Raw genomic sequence first — 16,770 nt, 5'->3', positions numbered from 1 at the left:
CCGTGCGAGGTCCCGGGCGAACGGTGCGGGGTCCCTGGCGAACGGTGCGAGGTTGCGTACTCGGTGCGGGGCAGGGAGACTCGCACCGAGTACGGAACCTCGCACGGGAGCGCAGCGCGCCGAGACCGCCTCGCACGGTGCGAGGGGTGTACTCGCGCTACGGGGTGGTGATGACCTCGGGGCTGCCGAGCGCGGCCTCCGGCCCCATCTCGTCGGCGATGCGGTTCGCCTCGGCGATGAGGGTCTGCACGATCTCGTGCTCCGGCACCGTCTTGACGACCTTGCCCTTCACGAAGATCTGGCCCTTGCCGTTGCCCGACGCCACGCCGAGGTCGGCCTCGCGCGCCTCGCCCGGGCCGTTCACGACGCAGCCCATGACGGCGACGCGCAGGGGGACGGACATGCCCTCGAGCCCCTTGGTGACGTCGTTCGCCAGCTGGTAGACGTCGACCTGGGCCCGGCCGCAGCTCGGGCACGAGACGATCTCGAGCTTGCGTTCGCGGAGGTTGAGCGACTGCAGAATCTGCAGGCCGACCTTCACCTCTTGCGCGGGCGGCGCGGACAGGGACACGCGGATGGTGTCGCCGATCCCCTCGGCCAGCAGGATGCCGAACGCGGTGGCGCTCTTGATGGTGCCCTGGAACTCGGGACCGGCCTCGGTCACACCGAGGTGCAGCGGCCAGTCACCGGCGGCGGCGAGCTGTCGGTAGGCCTTGACCATGACGATCGGGTCGTTGTGCTTGACCGAGATCTTGAAGTCGTGGAAGTCGTGCTCCTCGAACAGGCTGGCTTCCCACACGGCGGACTCGACGAGCGCCTCGGGTGTGGCCTTGCCGTACTTCTGCAGCAGGCTCGGCTCGAGCGACCCGGCGTTGACGCCGATGCGGAGCGACACGCCTGCGGCCTTCGCCGCGGCGGCGATCGCACCGACCTGGTCGTCGAACTTGCGGATGTTGCCCGGGTTCACGCGGACCGCGGCACAGCCGGCGTCGATCGCCTGGAACACGTACTTCGGCTGGAAGTGGATGTCGGCGATGACCGGGATCTGCGACTTCTTCGCGATGATCGGCAGCGCGTCGGCGTCTTCCTGCGTCGGCACGGCGACCCGGACGATGTCGCAGCCCGAGGCCGTGAGCTCGGCGATCTGCTGCAGCGTCGCGTTGATGTTCGTCGTCGGGGTCGTGGTCATCGACTGGACGGACACCGGAGCATCGCCGCCCACGAGCACCTTGCCGACCCGGATCTGGCGCGACTTGCGTCGGGGGGCGAGGGTTTCGGGCGACTTGGGCATACCGAGGTTCACAGCGGGCACGTGAGCACTCTACGCGCTCGCTCCGAGCGTCCCGGCCCGGTCACACCGGACGTTCAGAGCCGAGCGGCGCTGTCCACCACGGTGATGAGCGGCGCGTACAGTCGCATCGCGTCGAGCGCCCGCTCGTGGTCCGCGTCGCTCGCCCCGGCGCAGGCGTCCGCGACGACCGTCACGGTCGCTCCGGCGTCCGCCGCCGCCAGGGCGGTCGACAGCACGCAGCAGTCGGTCGACACCCCCGTGAGCACCAGGTGCGGGTGGTCACCGACGACTGCCTGGAGGCCCGTCCCCCACTTGCCGAACGTCGGCTCGGTCACGACGGGGTCGTTCCGGTCCCCTGCCGCACTCGCGAAGGGCTCGGTCAGCGCGTACAGCGGGTCGGCGTCCGGCACGAGGGCGAAGGGCCATTCGCGGTAGTACGGCACCCAGGCGCCCTGCGGGCGCTGGGGCGCGACGAACCGGGTGAACACCGTGCGTCCGGTGAACCGGGGCAGCAGGCGTTCGATACCGACCCCGGCGTGGTCGTACCGCGGCGCCGCCCACGGAGACTCCCCCGTGAAGACCTGCTGCATGTCGATGACGACGAGCCAGGCGTCGTCGAGGACGCCCGTGCTCACCGCTGTGCTTCCTGGCGCCGGACGGAGCCCCGGGCGAACAGCAGGGTGCCGAGGAACCCGACGACGAGCGCGACCAGCACACCGAGGTTCGCGTAGGCCCAGGCGCCGTCGCGTCCGCCGAGCCCGAACGGCCCGAGCAGGTAGCCCTGCCACGACAGCCACGCCGGTGACGCCAGCGTGACGAGGCCCCACCCGAGCGCCGTGCCGACCGCGACCAGGGCGATCGCGCCCCACCGGACGTCGCCGTAGCGGCCGCGACGGTCGTCGAGCTCGCCTTCGGCGTAGGCCGTGCGCCGGAGCAGGACGTCCGCGACGAAGATGCCGGCCCAGGCGGCGATCGGGACGCCGAGGGTGATGAGGAACGCCTGGAACGGGCCGACGAAGTCCGTCGCGAAGAAGGCGATGTAGATCGCACCCGCCACCATGAACACGCCGTCCACCCCGGCGGCGACCGGCCGCGGGATCTTCACGCCGACGCTCAGCAGCGCGAGGCCCGACGAGTAGATGTCGAGCACCGCGCCGCCGACGAGCCCGAGGATCGCGACGAGGGCGAACGGGATGAGGAACCACACCGGCAGGATCGTGGTGAGCGCGCCGATCGGGTCGGCACCGATCGCCGCGCTCAGGTCCGGCGAGGACCCGGCGAGCAGGACACCGAAGACCACGAGGATCGCCGGTGCGAGGGCACCGCCGAAGGTCGTCCACCCGACGACTCCCCCGGTGGACGACGACCGCGGCAGGTACCGCGAGTAGTCGGCAGCGGCGTTCACCCAGCCCAGCCCGAAGCCGGTCATCACGAGCACGAGCGCACCGATGAACTGCTGGGCACTGCCCGTCGGCATCGCGGCGATCGCGGCGAAGTCGATGGACGGCACCGCGAGCACGACGTAGACGACCGTGAGCACAGCGGTGATGACCGTGATCCAGGTCTGCAGGCGCATGATCACGTCGAAGCCCGCGACGCCGGCACCGACCACGAGCGCGGCGACCACGACGAGGGCGACGACCTTCGTCAGCACCCCGCCGTCCCAGCCGAGCTCGGTGAACACCGTCGAGGTCGCGAGGACCGCCAGTGCGGCGAGGGCGGTCTCCCACCCGACGGTGAGGATCCAGCTGAGGAACGAGGGCACCCGGTTGCCGCGGACCCCGAAGGCCGCGCGGCTCAGCACCATCGTCGGCGCCGACCCCCGCTTGCCGGCGATCGCGACGACGCCGCACAGCAGGAACGAGAACACCACCCCGATGACCGAGACGACGGTGGCCTGCCAGAACGAGATGCCGAAGCCGACCACGAAGGACCCGTAGGCGATGCCGAGGACGGAGATGTTCGCCGCGAACCACGGCCAGAAGAGTCCCCGCGGGGTGCCCTTGCGGTCGGACTCGGCGATGACGTCGAGGCCCTGCCGTTCGACGGTGCGGACCTCGGGCGCGGCGGTGGTGGGCCCGGAGTTCGTGGGCGCTGTGCTCATCCGCTGAGCGTAGCGCCGCAGCGACTACCCGAACAGGTTCACGGGCCGCACGATGTCGGCGTAGATCAGCAGCGCGCTCATCCCCGCCAGCAGCACCACGACGACCATCGTGAGCGGCATCGTCTTCGCCAGGTCGATGGGGCCCGGGTCCGCCTTGCCGACGAGTTTGAAGGACCGTCGCTTGATCGCCTCCCACAGGGCGCCGGCGATGTGCCCGCCGTCGAGCGGCAGCAGCGGCACCATGTTCAGCACGAACAGGCCGATGTTCAGCGAGGCCAGCAGCCCGAGGATCGTGTACGCCTTGTCCACCACCGGCACACCGCTCATCGACGAGACCTCGCCGATCGCGCGGCCGACACCGACGACCGACACGGGGCTGTCCTGCGACCGCTCCTGCGCGCCGAACGCCGCGTTCCAGACGGCGACCAGGCGCTGCGGCAGGTCGATGATGAGGTGCGCCGACGCGGCGATCTGCGCACCCGTCGCGGGCAGGACCTCGGCCGGCGACTGCCGCACGAGCGACTGCCCGATGCTGACGCCGACGACACCGACCCGCTGGGTCTTCGTCGTGCCGTCGTCGTTCGTGACGACCTTGCCCTCGGCGTCGTAGACGTCGCGGGTGGCGGTCGTCGGGGTGATCTCGAGCGTCTTCCGGGCACCGTCACGCTCGACGACGACGGTCACCTGCTCGCCGGCCGACTTCTGGAAGACCTCGGAGACGCGCGCGATGGTCGGGTCCTGCTCACCGTTCACCGACAGCACGACGTCGCCCGACGCGATGCCGGCCTGCTTCGCCGGCGACTCCGCATCGCCCGAGGTGCACTCTGTCGTCTGGCTGGTCGGCAGGACGCAGTCGACGCTCGACGTGAACGTCGTGGTCGGCGACCCGAAGCCGCACAGCAGCACGCCGAACAGCACGATCCCGATCACCAGGTTCATCGCGGGTCCAGCGACCATCACGATGATGCGCTTCCACGGGGTGAGTCGGTAGAACGCGCGGGAGTCGTCGCCGCCGGAGTCTGCGATCTGCTCCGCGCTGGCCTGGCGGGCGTCCTGCACGAACGCGCCGTACATGCCGGTGTTCGTGATCGCACTCGGGCGGCCGGAGGCACGCGGCTTGAGCATGCCGACCATCGAGATGTAGCCGCCGAGCAGGATCGGGCGGATGCCGTACTCGGTCTCACCCCGCTTGAACGACCACATGGCCTTGCCGAACCCCAGCGAGTACTGCGTCACCTTGACGTTGAACAGCTTCGCGAAGGACAGGTGCCCCAGCTCGTGGAGTCCGATCGAGACCAGCAGGCCGATGATGAAGACGACCACGCCGAGGACGAAGAGCAGGACGGATTCGACGGTCACCGGGAAAGGGTACGGGACGCTTGCCATGACGGAGCCGAGCGCCGTCTGAGAGGTGATCTGAGCCTCTCCCCACCGGCACGGCCGTCCCGCCGCTGGCGCGTCGCGCCGGAACCGGCGGTGTGGGCCCAGTCCGTCACGTGGTGACCATGCGACCGACGGGAGGCGCGGATCGCGTCAGCGGGTCAGCGCGCGGTCCGCCGCGGCGCGGGCCCAGAGCTCCGCAGCGAGCACGCCGTCGAGTGACGGCTCCCCCGCGGTGTGCTCCTCGACGACGCGCTCGACCGTGTCGACGATGTCGAGGAAGCCGATGGCGCCCGCGTGGAACGCGGCCACGGCCTGCTCGTTCGCCGCGTTGAAGACGGCCGGGAAGGTCCCGCCGAGTTCACCGACACGCTTCGCGAGGGCGACGGCGCCGAACGCGTCGGCGTCGAGCGGCTCGAAGGTCCAGGTGCTCGCCGTGGTCCAGTCGAGCGGCACACCGACCCCGGGCACGCGGTCCGGCCACGCCAGGCCGAGCGCGATCGGCAGACGCATGTCCGGCGGCGAGGCCTGCGCGATGGTGGAGCCGTCGACGAACTCGACCATCGAGTGCACGATCGACTGCGCGTGCACCGTGACCTCGATGCGGTCGTACGGCACGCCGAAGAGCAGGTGGGCCTCGATGACCTCGAGCCCCTTGTTGACGAGCGTGGCGGAGTTCGTCGTGACGACGAGGCCCATGTCCCACGTGGGGTGCGCCAGCGCCTGCGCCGGGGTGACGTCGCGGAGCTGCTCGCGGGTGCGGCCGCGGAACGGACCGCCGCTCGCCGTCAGGACGAGCCGCTGCACCTCGGTGTCGGCACCGGAGCGGAGCGCCTGCGCGATCGCCGAGTGCTCGCTGTCCACGGGGACGATCTGGCCGGGCGCTGCAGCCTGCTGCACCAGGGAACCGCCCACGATGAGGCTCTCCTTGTTGGCGAGCGCCAGGGTCGCACCGGTCTCGAGCACCGCGAGCGTCGGCCCGAGGCCGACCGACCCCGTGATGCCGTTCAGGACGACGTCGGCCTCGACGCTGCGGACGAGCCGCTCGGAGTCCTGCGCCCCGAACGCCGTGTCGCGCACGCCGAACCGTGCGGCCTGCTCCGCGACCAGGGTGCGGTTGCTACCGGCGGTCAGACCGACGACCTCGAACCGGTCGGGGTTGCGGGCGACGACGTCGAGCGCTTGCGTGCCGATCGAGCCGCTGCTGCCGAGGACGACGATGCGTCGTCTTTCAAGGGTGTCCACGGCGCCAACCCTATCTGCGGGCTCGACGCGTGCAGTATGTTGCACACCGCACTTCACGGCCACTATGGTGACGACGCAACCTCAGGAGGGGATGAACGATGTCGATGAAGAACACAGTTGCCGCTGCCGTGATCGTGGTGTTGGGGATCGGAGCGCTGCCGACGGCAGCGAACGCAACAACTCCCGCGCCGACCACACTCGCGGTACTGACCGATCTGCGGGGGACCCAGTCGCATGCGGAGATCGATGCCGTGATGCAGGGCGCAGCTCCCGTCGAGGCCCTGGCCGATCCAGACACCGGAGACATCCTCGCGGCAATGAGCGTTCGATCACGTGCGCTCACGCCGGTGGGACCCGGATGCACCACCACCAGCGCATGCATGCTCCGTTCGTCGGGCGGGCCGTACGGCTTGACCGGTACCGGAACGAAGACCGGCACGTGGAGAGGGGTCACCGGCGTGAAGTCCGGAGATCGACGGACGAGTTTCTGGGCATCGAACGGGATGGCCTACGAGTATCGAGCAGGTGCCTCGGTGACGTGGACGAAAGCTGTCACGGTCACCAAGGTGAGCCGCTGACTGCTGTCGTAGGACGGAAGAGGCCGACCACTGTTGTCAGTGGTCGGCCTCTTCACGTCGTGTCGACTTCGGCGCTCAGCCCTTCGCGAGGATGTCGACGACGAAGACGAGCGTGGCGTTCTTCGGGATGCCCGAGCCTTCGCGAGGAGTCGCGCCGTAGGCGTCCTCCGGCGTGGCGACGATCAGCACCTGCGAGCCGACCTTCTGGCCGACGAGCCCCGTGACGAAGCCCTTGATGAGTGCGCTCTCGGAGACCGTGAAGGTCGTCGGGGCGCCCTTCGACCACGAGGAGTCGAACTCCTTGCCGGTGTCGTAGACGACGCCCTTGTACTGCACGAGGGCGGTGTCGCCGTCGGCGATGGACGCGCCGTCGCCCTGCTTGAGGACCTCGACGGTCGTCTTGGTCGGGGCCTTCACACCGTCGGGGATCGTGATCTCCGGCTCGCCGGACGCCTTGTCCTCGACCGTCGGCAGGCCGGGGTCCTGGTCCTGCGGGGTGCCGCTCGCCTTGGTGGGGGTCTGCGCGACGACGTCCGCAACCACGACGATCTCGCCGCCGGTGTTGAAGCCGAGTGCCGCGGACTGACCGACCGCTGCCACCCGGTCGCCGACCTTCGAGCAGGCGAGCAGGGCTCCGAAGCCCGATCCACCGACGGACAGGACCTGCGGGTTGCCCTCGTCGAAACCGACGGTGCCGAGCTTCTTGGCGTCCTTGGCCTCGTAGACCGTGTACGACACCTGGGCGTAGTCGCCCTCGTCCAACGACGCGCCCTTGCCCGTCACGAGCTTGGTGGCCTGCGGCGTCTTGGCCGACAGACCGGCCGCGAACTTGACCGTCGGGGCCTTCGCGCCGCCGAACGAGCCGGTCGCCCGGATCGAGTCAGAGGCCTTGCCGGGGTCCGGGCAGGACGTGATCGCCGAGGCGGTCGCACTGGCGGTCGGGGTCGGCGAGGCCGTGGACCCGTCCGAACCGGAGCCGGAGCATGCGGCGAGTCCCAGCACGACGGCGGGGACGAGGGCGATCGGGAGCAGGCGCAGACGCTTCACGGGAACCTAGTCTGCCCCACCTGCTGAAGAGTCCCCTGCCAATGTCGCAGCACGGACGACGGTCTGCGCTTCGTGGTGCACCGGGAACGACACCGACCGGGCGATGAAGCAGAGCTGGTTCGCCGTGGCGTGCGCGGCTTCGGCATCGGCCACCCGGTCTGCCTCGAGGATCGTCACGACCGGGTGCAGCGTCGCACCGGTGAGCTCGCCCGAGCCGTCGCGGTTCAGGTTCAGCGACGCAGTGGCCGTGTCGCGGTAGTCGACGACGGTGAAGCCCTGGGTCACCGCGACGTGCAGGTAGCTGAGCATGTGGCACTGGGCCAACGCGGCGACGACGAGTTCCTCCGGGTTCCAGCGGTCGCGGTCACCGCGGAACGTGGGATCGGCCGAGCCGGCCACGTCGGGCTTGCCGACCGCCGAGACGACGTGGTCGCGCCCGTAGTCGCGGTAGCCGGACGTGCCGGTGCCGCGGTCTCCCGTCCAGCTGACGGAGACCTCGTAAGTGTGGTCCTGCACGGGTGCTGCCCCTTCGTCGGCGTCACTGGCGGTCGTCCGCCCTGGCTAGCATGGCGGCATGACGGTGAGCCACGAAGTCCGCACTGATCGCCATCCTCTCACCGCCGACGGGTCGGTCGAACTCGCGGTCCTCGACCGGTCGGGGTTCGACGAGAGCCGGCACATCGGCGCCGGGGTCGTGGTCGACTCCGCGGGTGCCGTGGTCGACTCGGTCGGCGACGTCGCAGCCAGCATCTACCCGCGCTCGACGATGAAGCCGTTCCAGGCCCTCGCCGTCCGCGGCGCCGGTGCCCGGTTCTCCGACGAGGAACTCGTCCTCACGACCGCGAGCCACGCCGGTACCGTCGCGCACCAGGCCCTCGCGCTGCACATGCTCGAGTCGTTCGACCACGTCGAGGCCGACCTCGGATGCCCGCCGGACATGCCCTTCGACCGAGCGACCGGCCGGACGATGGACGGCCCCCGGCGCCTGGCGATGAACTGCTCGGGCAAGCACGCCGGCATGCTCGCCGCCTGCCGCGTCAACGGGTGGGACGAGGCGACGTACCTGGACATCGAGCACCCGATGCAGCAGCGAGTCCGCTCGGTGGTCGAGGAGTACACGCACGAGACGGTCGACCTGGTCGGCACCGACGGCTGCGGCGCTCCCGTCTTCCCGCTCACGCTCACCGGACTGGCACGCGGGTTCGCCGGCGTCGTCGCCCGGGCCGACGACGACTCCGCGGCGCTGACCGACGCCGTCCTGGCGCACCCGTGGGCGATCGACGGGGTCGGGCGGGCCAACACCGTCACGATCGAGCGGCTGCAGGTCCTGGCGAAGCTCGGGGCCGAGGGCGTCATGGTGATGGGGCTGCCCGGTGGGGCCGCGGTCGCGGTGAAGGTGCTGGACGGGTCACAGCGCGCGGGCACCCTCGCAGCGCTCGCCCTGCTGCAGCGGAACGGGCTGGTGGGCGCCGACGGCGTGGCCGATGTCCTGGCGGCGACGGGTGAACAGGTGCTCGGCGGTGGTGTGCCGGTCGGCGCGGTCCGGGTCGGCGCCGGCCTGCGCTGAGGCCGTCATCCGACGAGCTCCGGCAGTACCGGGAGCACCGGGAGCACCGGGAGCACCGGTTTGAGCGTCACACCGCGCCGGTCGGGTGGGCGACGGACGGTGCAGCCGTAGCGGGTGACCTCGACCGCGGCGTCCCACAGCCGTGGCATCGCGCCGAGTCCCGGGACGAGCACGACCGTGCCGCTCGGACGTCCGGAGCGGTCGAGGCGAGCGAGCACCGCCGTGCCGTCGGGCAGCGTCGTACCGTCGGGCAGGGTCGCGCCGTCGGGCAGCGCCGGACCTTCGCCAGCGGGGCTTCCGGGTCTGCCGGCTGCGCGGAGGTCGTCCCACGGATCGGCGGTGGCGCGGAGCTGTTCGGCGATCGCCCGGAACACCGCGGCGGCGAGTGCCCCGGTGCCGACGACCACGACGTGACCGGTCGTGTCGGTCTCCCACGGGTCACCGTCCGGGCCGTGGCCGAGCAGGAGCCGTCCGGGCGCGCTCGGACAGTGGGACTCGATCGCCGCGGCGGAGTCGTCGCCGGCCAGCGACTCCGGTTCGCGGGGCCCGCCTGCGCCGGACCGGTGCAGCAGGACGTCGAGCACCGCGCAGCACCCGGCGGCTGCGAACACCACCGCACGGGAAGCGCCGTCGAGGGGCGCGAACACCCCGGCGAGGACGAGCACGACGGCGGTCCCGACCAGGACGCACCGAGCAGCGAACGGGGTCATGCCTCCATCGCAGCAGGACGGCGGCGTCTCCGGGGCGCCGACGACCGATCTGTGGAGAACTCCGAGCGCTACTGCACGAGGAAGAACTGCTCGCCGATGTCCACCCGCGCCCCGCGCTCCACGCGGTACCGACGGCCGGGCTCGCAGCGACGGATCGAACCGTCGATGTGGCGGACCACGGTGCCGTTGCCGGAGAACCGGTCGGACACCCACAGGTCGTCACCGTCGCGGCCGAGCTCGAGGTGGGTCTTCGACACCGACTTGCCCGGGTCGTGGACGGTCAGCAGGTCGTCGTAGCGCTCCCCCGGCTGCGGACGAGGCAGACGACCGAGCAGGCCCGTGCCGTGCACCCCGAACCGCTCGCCCGTGCTGAAGTGCAGCAGGAACGGCGCGCGCGTCGGGGTCTTCGAGACGATGCGGGTCTCGTCGACGTCCTCGTCGAGCTCGTCGGCGTCCGCACTGGCCTCGGGACGGTCCGACGGCGGGAGCGGGAGCTCGGGTGCCGTCGCCCCGGGGAGCGGAGGCAGCGGCGCGGCGAGCGGGGCCTGCGCCGGCGGGGCCCAGGACCGTTCGGAGTCCTGCGGTTCTCCGTGCGGTGCCGCGTCCCCGGGCTCGGTCGGCTCGGTCACCGGCGCCGCGTGTGCGCCGCGGGGACGGCCACCCGGGCGCGAGGCCTCGCTGTCCGGCAGGGCAGACTCGTCGTCGGCGGCGGTCTCGTCGGCCACGTCCTCGACGGACCCGTTCTCGTCGGACCTGGTCTCGCCGGACCCGGTCTCGTCGCTCGAGGCCTGATCGTCCGCAGGCGCATCGACCGGGATCTCGTCGTCCGGCGCGTCGGTCGACGACGACCCGCCGGCTCCGGCCGACTCCACGCCGGAGTGCTCGGTCGCCCAGTCCGGACGCGCCATCGGCAACGGTACGACCGGTCCGGTGAACGCGGCGGTCACGGCGGGGCGGACTGCTCCGCACTCGCCGCAGAAGATGTCGTCGGGCTCGAGGCGGTTGCCACAGACGTGGCAGATGGTCGTGGCGTGCATGCCCGGCGTCACGAGCGGCGCGGGCCGCGGCGGTCGGCGGTCGATCAGGGGCTCGACGACGGCGGTGTCCCCCGGCTGCGGCGGCGAGACGACGGGCACGGCTGCGGTCGGTTGTCCGAGCGCACCGTCCTGCACGGGCTCGCCGGAGCGGGTGGACGTCGTGTCGTCAGCACCGTCGGTGTCGGCGTGCACGGCTGCGTCGTCCGTCGCGTGCGGGGACGCCGCGGTGTCGTCTGGCGTGTCGTGGGACGTGTCACGGGGCGTGTCGTCAGCGACGGTCGGTGCACTCGGGACCGGCGGCACGACGGGAGCCGGATCAGCTCCGGCATCGGTTGTGGCGCCGCGACCGACCCACCAGGACGGGCCTGCCGGAGCCGCGGACGGGGCCGGAGCGACCGGCGGCGCCCACACGGGTGCCGGCGCCTCGTCAGCGGCCGGCGGGGTCACGGGACGGTCCTCGACGGGAGCCAACCGGGTCCGCTCGGGGTCGTCGGCGAGGGCGTCGGCGGGCTCGGAGCGGTAGGCGTCCGGGTCCAGTGGCGGTTCGTCCTGGGCGGGGACGGCGTCGGGCTGCGCGGCCGCGTTCGACCAGTCGCCGAGGCCGGAGCCCGCTCCGTGCACGTGCGACGGTGCCTCGCGCGGGGCGAGGTCGTCGGGGCGTTGCACGGGCACCGCGGTCGGGGGTTCGGTGCTGCGGCGGTCGGCACCGGTCAGCCAGGCGCGGGTGGCGGGGTCGAGGGTCGACTCGGGCAACCACGCGTCGGCCGCAGGGTCGGAGCGACGTCCGTGGGAGTCGGGCTGCTGCAGGGGCGGTGGCGGCGCCTGCTCGACGGGGGTCGGAGCGACCGGCCGGCGGCTCGCTCCGGCGGTCACCGCGCGTCCGCACTCACCGCAGAAGATCGCCCCCTCCGGGAGCATCGATCCACAGTGTTCGCATCTGATCACGGTCTGCCTCTGTCCTCACTCGGCCGTCCACGACGCTCGTCAGGCCTCCGGCCATCGTAGTCACCGCGTCTCACCGAGCCCTGACCGGTGGTGGCGCGCGGCCGTTCGGGTCCCCGCAGGGACCGGAGCGACACGGCGGTGCGGAACCGCTCACGGCGGGTCCGACCGGCGCGCAGGGTCCCCACCGCATCGTCCGTCGCCGACCACATCCGGTCGGCGGCGGCCTGGTCGACGTCGCTCGGTCCGAACACCGCCCGGTCGGCGAGGGCGGCCAGTCCGGTCCCGCCCTCACCCGGAGCGCCGGTCACGGTCTCGCGTCGTGTGGCCGATCCGGCCACGTCGTGCCCACGGTCGAGGAGCGCATCGCGGTACTCGTCCCAGGCCCCGACGATGCGACCGCGCGGCGTCGGAGCACGACGGCGCCGTCGGCGGCGGACCCGCTTCAGCAGGACGATCACCCCGAACGGCAGGAGCACGAGGGCGATCAGCCCCAGTGCACCGAGCACCCACGGCAGCGCTGCGAGCAGGATCTGCAACCACAGCGGCTGCACGGGCGGCGTGTTCCGGTCGCTCTGCGGCGGCGCCTGCTGGTCCTGGTCCTGCTGGTCGACGGGAGGCGGCGGCACGACGGTCTCGGGACGGGTCACCGGCTGCGGCGTCTGCTGCTGCTCGTTCGGGATCTCGCGGACACTCGGGTTGGGGTTGAGCATCACCCACCCCCACTGCGCGGTGTCGACCTCGATGCGCGCGGTGACGTCCGAGCCGCGGAACGTCGTGGTGCCGCCGCTCGCCGACGCCCCGCCGGACCCCGAGTCGCCGCCTGCGGTGAAGCCCATGACCACCCGTGCCGGGAACCCGAGCTCGTCGGCCATCAGCGCTGCTGCGGCGGCGTACTGCTCCTGGTCGCCGATCATCAGCGGCGACGTCAGGAGCTCCTGGATGCGGTCGGCGCCGTGCCCCGAACGGCTCATCCGGTCGTCACCGACGCCGTGGCTGACGTACCCGTTGCGCTTGAGCGCCTGGATCACCGCGACGAGCTTCGCACCAGAAGTCGCATCGGCGTCGGTCGTCGCCTCGACCGTCTCGCGGACGGCGTCCGGCACGTCGCGCGCCGTCGGGACCGCGGCACTGCCCGGGCGGGCGGCCGCGAGTTGCTCGTCCGTCGGCTGATCGGGGACCACGGCGGTCAGGTCGTAGGAAGTGCCTTCGCGGACACCGCCGACCACGGCGCCCGTCTGCGTCGAGCCGTTGTAGAAGAAGGACCCACGCTCGTCGTCGGCGTCGGTCCCGGTGAAGTCGACGCGCTCCAGGTCCCCCACAGTCGGCAGCCAGACCCCGCTGTAGCCGTCGACGGTCACCCCCACGCGCACCGTGGTGCCGTCCACGCCACGGACGTCGACCGACGTCGGCACGCGCTCGAAGGTGCCCGACGACGAGGAGCCGTCCGGCCCGCCGACGCGGTAGACCACGCCGTCGTAGGTGTCGAGCGTCGCGATGCGCACGAACCCGTTCTCCGGCAGTCCGGTGACCCGGAGCTGTGCGGTGTCCGCCGCGCTCTGTTCCTCGTACGCCCGGAAGCCGCTCAGCGGGCTGACGTAGTCGCGGGGGTCGAACGGCTTCACGACGTCCGTGCGGGCGACGGTGCGCTCGTTGGACGGCGGCGCGACCAGCCCGAGACCCGTGGCGACGACGGCTGCCGCGACGATCGTCCCCGTGCCGACGAGCGCGGGGCGCACGACGGACCGGGCGATCGGCACCGGCGACCCGATCGTGGTCGCCACGGCGACCGCGCGACGTGCGTGCCGCACCGTCAGCGCCCACACGAGCGCGACGGCGACGAGCACGACGGCCGTCACGATCGACGTGTCCAGCCGGCTCGGTCCGACGACCACCCCGATCGCGAACAGCACCAGTGCCGGGATGCTCGCGAGTTCCTGCCTGGAGGCCCGGGTCGCCACGCTCACGGCCGTCACCGTGGCGACGAGGAGCGTCACGAAGTACGGCACGAGGAGCGCCTCGTACGAGCCGACAGGCAGGCTGATGGTCACCAGCTGCTTCCACCCCAGCGCGACGCCGGCGAACAGCGCGAGCAGGCCCGGGCCCGTCGGCAGGACCCCGTTGGCCTGACCGGGCACGGCGGCGGGTACACCGGCGAGCGTGAACGCCGCCACCGTCGCGATCGCCACCACGACCAGCGGCAGCCGCAGGACCGCGCCGACGAGGGCGACGAGGGTGCCGAACGCGATCGCGGTCACCGCCGCGACGATCATCGAGTCGTCGCGGTAGACCGGCCACCACGACACACTCGCGATCGCGAGCAGGAGCCACACGACGAGGGTCCCGCCGGCCAGACGGAACGGCACGAGCCGCCGGGCATCGCGTCGATCGGAACGCCGGGTCGACCGACGGGCACGCTCCGCGGGCGGCGTCGGCGTGGCCACCGGAGGGGCGCTCACGCGGCGGCCGATCGGTGCAGGGCGTGCCGGAGGTCGTCCAGGTAGCCGATGGTCATCACGGTCAGGCCCGCGACCCGCAGGAACCGTGGCTGTGCTTCGGGCTCGCAGATCACCGCGACGACCTCGACCCCGACGGGGAAGCGCGTCGCCGCGAGCCGGAGCGCCGGCAGTCCGATCGTCGAACCGACGACCAGGAACGCCACCGAGATGCCCTCGGTGTCGCTGCCGACGATCCGGGAGACCTCGGCGATGGGCAGGCAGGCATCGGCGAGTCCGACCGAGGCGAAGTCGTCGAGCAGTCGCGTCGGGGTGACCGTCGGCAGGGTCCGCACCGCGTAGACGGCACGCTTCGCGAACTCCGGGGTGCGTTCCGACACCACGACCGAGACCTCTCGGCCGTCGCGGATCGCACGGGCACCGAGCGAGGCCGCAGCGCTCACCGCGAGCTCGAACTCCTCGTCGTCCCCGAACTCCGACCGGGCGATGCCGAGTGCCACGACCAGGTGCGAGCGGCGCGTGTCCTCGAACTGGCGCACCATCAGCGCGCCCGACTTCGCCGTCGACTTCCAGTGGATGGTGCGGGGGTCGTCACCCGGCATGTACTCGCGGATGGCGTGGAACGCGATGTCGGCCGGCGACAGGTCGGTGGTCGCCTGCCCCTCGAGGTCGCGCACCAGCCCGGTGCTCGTCGACGGGATCGCGATCGTGCGCGGGTGCACGATGACCTGTTCGCGTGCGGTCCAGACGACCTCGCGACGGACGAGACCGACGGGGTCGGCGCGGACACCGGTGACCGGCCCCACGTCGAGCACGCCGCGGCGCACGGTCGGCACGGGCACCAGCTGCTCGAACGTGCCGTGCGCGCCGATCGCCGGGATCGCGACGTCGACGAGACCCGGGCCGACCGGCACCTCGACCGTCGTCGGCACCGAGGGCAGACGTGTCGGGTTCTCCGCCGTGACCACCACACCGGCCTCGTCGCCGACCGCCACACGGTGCTGCGGCAGGCGCATCCGGATCACCAGCCGCGTGCGGCCGATGAGCGCGATCGCGGCGACGACGACGAGCACCGCTCCCGCGAACCCGACGACGACGATCTCGCGCAGGCCGAACCGGTAGCCGGCCACGAACGCGACGAGCGTGAGGGCCGCGACCGTCCACCCGAGCCCGGTGACGACGGACGAGACCTCGCCCCAGGAACGCTTGACGAGCCTCCAGGCCGTTGCCCAGACCCGGACGATCCCGACGACCGCATCCGCTGCGACGCCTTCGCGGTCACCGACGATCCGTGAGCGGACGTTGGTCAGGCCGGCGACCGTCCCCGTGCGCTCGTACGCCGTCGTCCCGCGACGCGACCGCGTCGAGGACGGACGGCGTGAGCGCGTGGAGACGGGCCGGCGGTCCGTCACGTCGTGACTCGGTCGGCCGGCGGCGGCGTCTCCACCAGCAGCTGCGCGATGACGCTCGGCGCACTGACACCGTCGAACTCCGCCTCGGCGTCGAGCACCAGGCGGTGCGCGAGCACCGGGACGGCGAGGGCCTTGACGTCGTCCGGCGTGACGTAGTGGCGGCCGCTCAGCGCCGCGAGCACGCGTGCCGAACGGATGAGGCCCATCGCGCCGCGGACGCTGACGCCCAGGCGGACCTCGCTGGCCGAACGTGTCGCGTCGACCAACCGTGCGACGTAGTCGGCGATCACGGCGTCGACGTGCACCGTGCGGGCCAGCGCGGCCATCTCGGTGATCGTCGCCGCGGGCACGACACTCGCGAGCGGAACCGATGCCGACGGAGCCGACGAGGTCTCGAGGATCTTCACGGTGGCGGCGTGGTCGGGGTAGCCGATCGAGGTCTTCATGAGGAACCGGTCGAGCTGCGCCTCGGGCAGACGGTACGTGCCGGCCTGCTCGATGGGGTTCTGCGTCGCGATGACCATGAACGGAGCCGCCAGACGGTGGTTCACGCCGTCGACCGTGATCGCCGACTCCTCCATCGCCTCGAGCAGGGCAGACTGCGTCTTCGGGCTCGCACGGTTGATCTCGTCGGCGAGGACGATGTTCGCGAAGACCGGGCCGCGGTGGAAGTCGAACTCCTGCGTGCGCTGGTCGTAGACACTGATGCCGGTGATGTCGCCGGGCAGCAGGTCGGGGGTGAACTGGATGCGGTTCGTCGTCCCCTGCACGCTCTGCGCCATCGCCCGCGCCAGGCTCGTCTTGCCCGTGCCGGGGACGTCCTCGAGGAGCAGGTGCCCCTCGCTGAGCATCGCCGTCACCGCGAGGCGGATCACGAACGTCTTCCCGAGGAGCACCTGCTCGACGTTGGTCACGATGCGGCCTGCGACGTCGGCGAACCAGGTGGCCTGCTCCGGGGTCATGCTCATGCGGGGTCGTTCCTCGTTCTCGGGGATGGCGGT

General features: G+C 71.9%; 14 protein-coding genes. 2 read left to right on the top strand and 12 right to left on the bottom strand.

Features of this window, described 5'->3' with window-relative positions:
* Nucleotides 1–157 precede the first annotated feature (157 nt).
* The 5 genes from ispG to dxr form a co-directional block, all read right to left on the bottom strand.
* A complete protein-coding gene (gene ispG / locus EDF53_RS14855) occupies nucleotides 158–1,291 on the bottom strand; it encodes a flavodoxin-dependent (E)-4-hydroxy-3-methylbut-2-enyl-diphosphate synthase (protein WP_111083888.1) in 1,134 nt (377 codons plus the stop codon).
* Nucleotides 1,292–1,365: 74 nt separating this feature from the next.
* Complete coding sequence (locus EDF53_RS14850; protein WP_123294298.1) at nucleotides 1,366–1,926, bottom strand: cysteine hydrolase family protein; 561 nt, start codon at nucleotides 1,924–1,926, stop codon at nucleotides 1,366–1,368.
* Complete coding sequence (locus tag EDF53_RS14845) at nucleotides 1,923–3,395, bottom strand: cytosine permease (protein ID WP_123294297.1); 1,473 nt, start codon at nucleotides 3,393–3,395, stop codon at nucleotides 1,923–1,925. Before EDF53_RS14845 ends, EDF53_RS14850 begins: the two co-directional genes overlap by 4 nt.
* A gap of 24 nt (nucleotides 3,396–3,419) precedes the next feature.
* Nucleotides 3,420–4,754 (bottom strand): RIP metalloprotease, encoded by a 1,335-nt coding sequence (locus EDF53_RS14840; protein ID WP_185021068.1) that lies wholly within the window; start codon nucleotides 4,752–4,754, stop codon nucleotides 3,420–3,422.
* Between the two features lie 174 nt (nucleotides 4,755–4,928).
* Nucleotides 4,929–6,020 (bottom strand): 1-deoxy-D-xylulose-5-phosphate reductoisomerase, encoded by a 1,092-nt coding sequence (gene dxr / locus EDF53_RS14835; RefSeq protein ID WP_123294295.1) that lies wholly within the window; start codon nucleotides 6,018–6,020, stop codon nucleotides 4,929–4,931.
* 98 nt (nucleotides 6,021–6,118) lie between these two features.
* On the opposite strand from dxr, the gene EDF53_RS19015 reads away from it, so the two are divergent.
* Nucleotides 6,119–6,598: a hypothetical protein gene (locus tag EDF53_RS19015; RefSeq protein WP_148058361.1), complete on the top strand. Its 480-nt coding sequence runs from the start codon at nucleotides 6,119–6,121 to the stop codon at nucleotides 6,596–6,598.
* Between the two features lie 75 nt (nucleotides 6,599–6,673).
* Here the strand turns inward: EDF53_RS19015 and EDF53_RS14830 are convergent, their stop codons facing one another.
* Both EDF53_RS14830 and EDF53_RS14825 read right to left on the bottom strand, forming a co-directional pair.
* Nucleotides 6,674–7,645, bottom strand: coding sequence for an FKBP-type peptidyl-prolyl cis-trans isomerase (locus EDF53_RS14830; protein WP_123294294.1), 972 nt, complete (start codon nucleotides 7,643–7,645; stop codon nucleotides 6,674–6,676).
* Nucleotides 7,646–7,651: 6 nt separating this feature from the next.
* A complete protein-coding gene (locus EDF53_RS14825) occupies nucleotides 7,652–8,161 on the bottom strand; it encodes an OsmC family protein (protein WP_123294293.1) in 510 nt (169 codons plus the stop codon).
* A gap of 58 nt (nucleotides 8,162–8,219) precedes the next feature.
* Between EDF53_RS14825 and EDF53_RS14820 the strand changes: the two genes are divergently transcribed.
* The gene (locus tag EDF53_RS14820; RefSeq protein ID WP_123294292.1) at nucleotides 8,220–9,212 is read left to right on the top strand and encodes an asparaginase; all 993 of its coding nucleotides are present in this window, start codon (nucleotides 8,220–8,222) and stop codon (nucleotides 9,210–9,212) included.
* A gap of 5 nt (nucleotides 9,213–9,217) precedes the next feature.
* Here EDF53_RS14820 and EDF53_RS14815 read toward each other — a convergent pair whose 3' ends face one another.
* The 5 genes from EDF53_RS14815 to EDF53_RS14795 all read right to left on the bottom strand — a co-directional run bounded on the left by EDF53_RS14815 (nucleotide 9,218) and on the right by EDF53_RS14795 (nucleotide 16,737).
* Nucleotides 9,218–9,922 carry a hypothetical protein gene (locus EDF53_RS14815; protein ID WP_123294291.1) on the bottom strand — a complete coding sequence of 235 codons (705 nt, stop codon included), beginning with the start codon at nucleotides 9,920–9,922 and terminating at the stop codon, nucleotides 9,218–9,220.
* A gap of 68 nt (nucleotides 9,923–9,990) precedes the next feature.
* Entirely contained in the window at nucleotides 9,991–11,877 is a 1,887-nt protein-coding gene (locus tag EDF53_RS14810) for an FHA domain-containing protein (RefSeq protein ID WP_123294290.1), read from the bottom strand.
* Between the two features lie 23 nt (nucleotides 11,878–11,900).
* Nucleotides 11,901–14,360 carry a DUF3488 domain-containing protein gene (locus EDF53_RS14805; RefSeq protein ID WP_148058360.1) on the bottom strand — a complete coding sequence of 820 codons (2,460 nt, stop codon included), beginning with the start codon at nucleotides 14,358–14,360 and terminating at the stop codon, nucleotides 11,901–11,903.
* Nucleotides 14,357–15,769: a DUF58 domain-containing protein gene (locus EDF53_RS14800; protein ID WP_111083878.1), complete on the bottom strand. Its 1,413-nt coding sequence runs from the start codon at nucleotides 15,767–15,769 to the stop codon at nucleotides 14,357–14,359. Before EDF53_RS14800 ends, EDF53_RS14805 begins: the two co-directional genes overlap by 4 nt.
* Nucleotides 15,766–16,737, bottom strand: a complete 972-nt coding sequence (locus EDF53_RS14795; protein ID WP_123294288.1) for a MoxR family ATPase — start codon at nucleotides 16,735–16,737, stop codon at nucleotides 15,766–15,768. Before EDF53_RS14795 ends, EDF53_RS14800 begins: the two co-directional genes overlap by 4 nt.
* Nucleotides 16,738–16,770: the final 33 nt, after the last annotated feature.

The organism is Curtobacterium sp. PhB78, assembly GCF_003751685.1.
Taxonomy (GTDB): Bacteria; Actinomycetota; Actinomycetes; order Actinomycetales; family Microbacteriaceae; genus Curtobacterium.
This window is presented reverse-complemented; position numbering and strand designations above follow the sequence as displayed.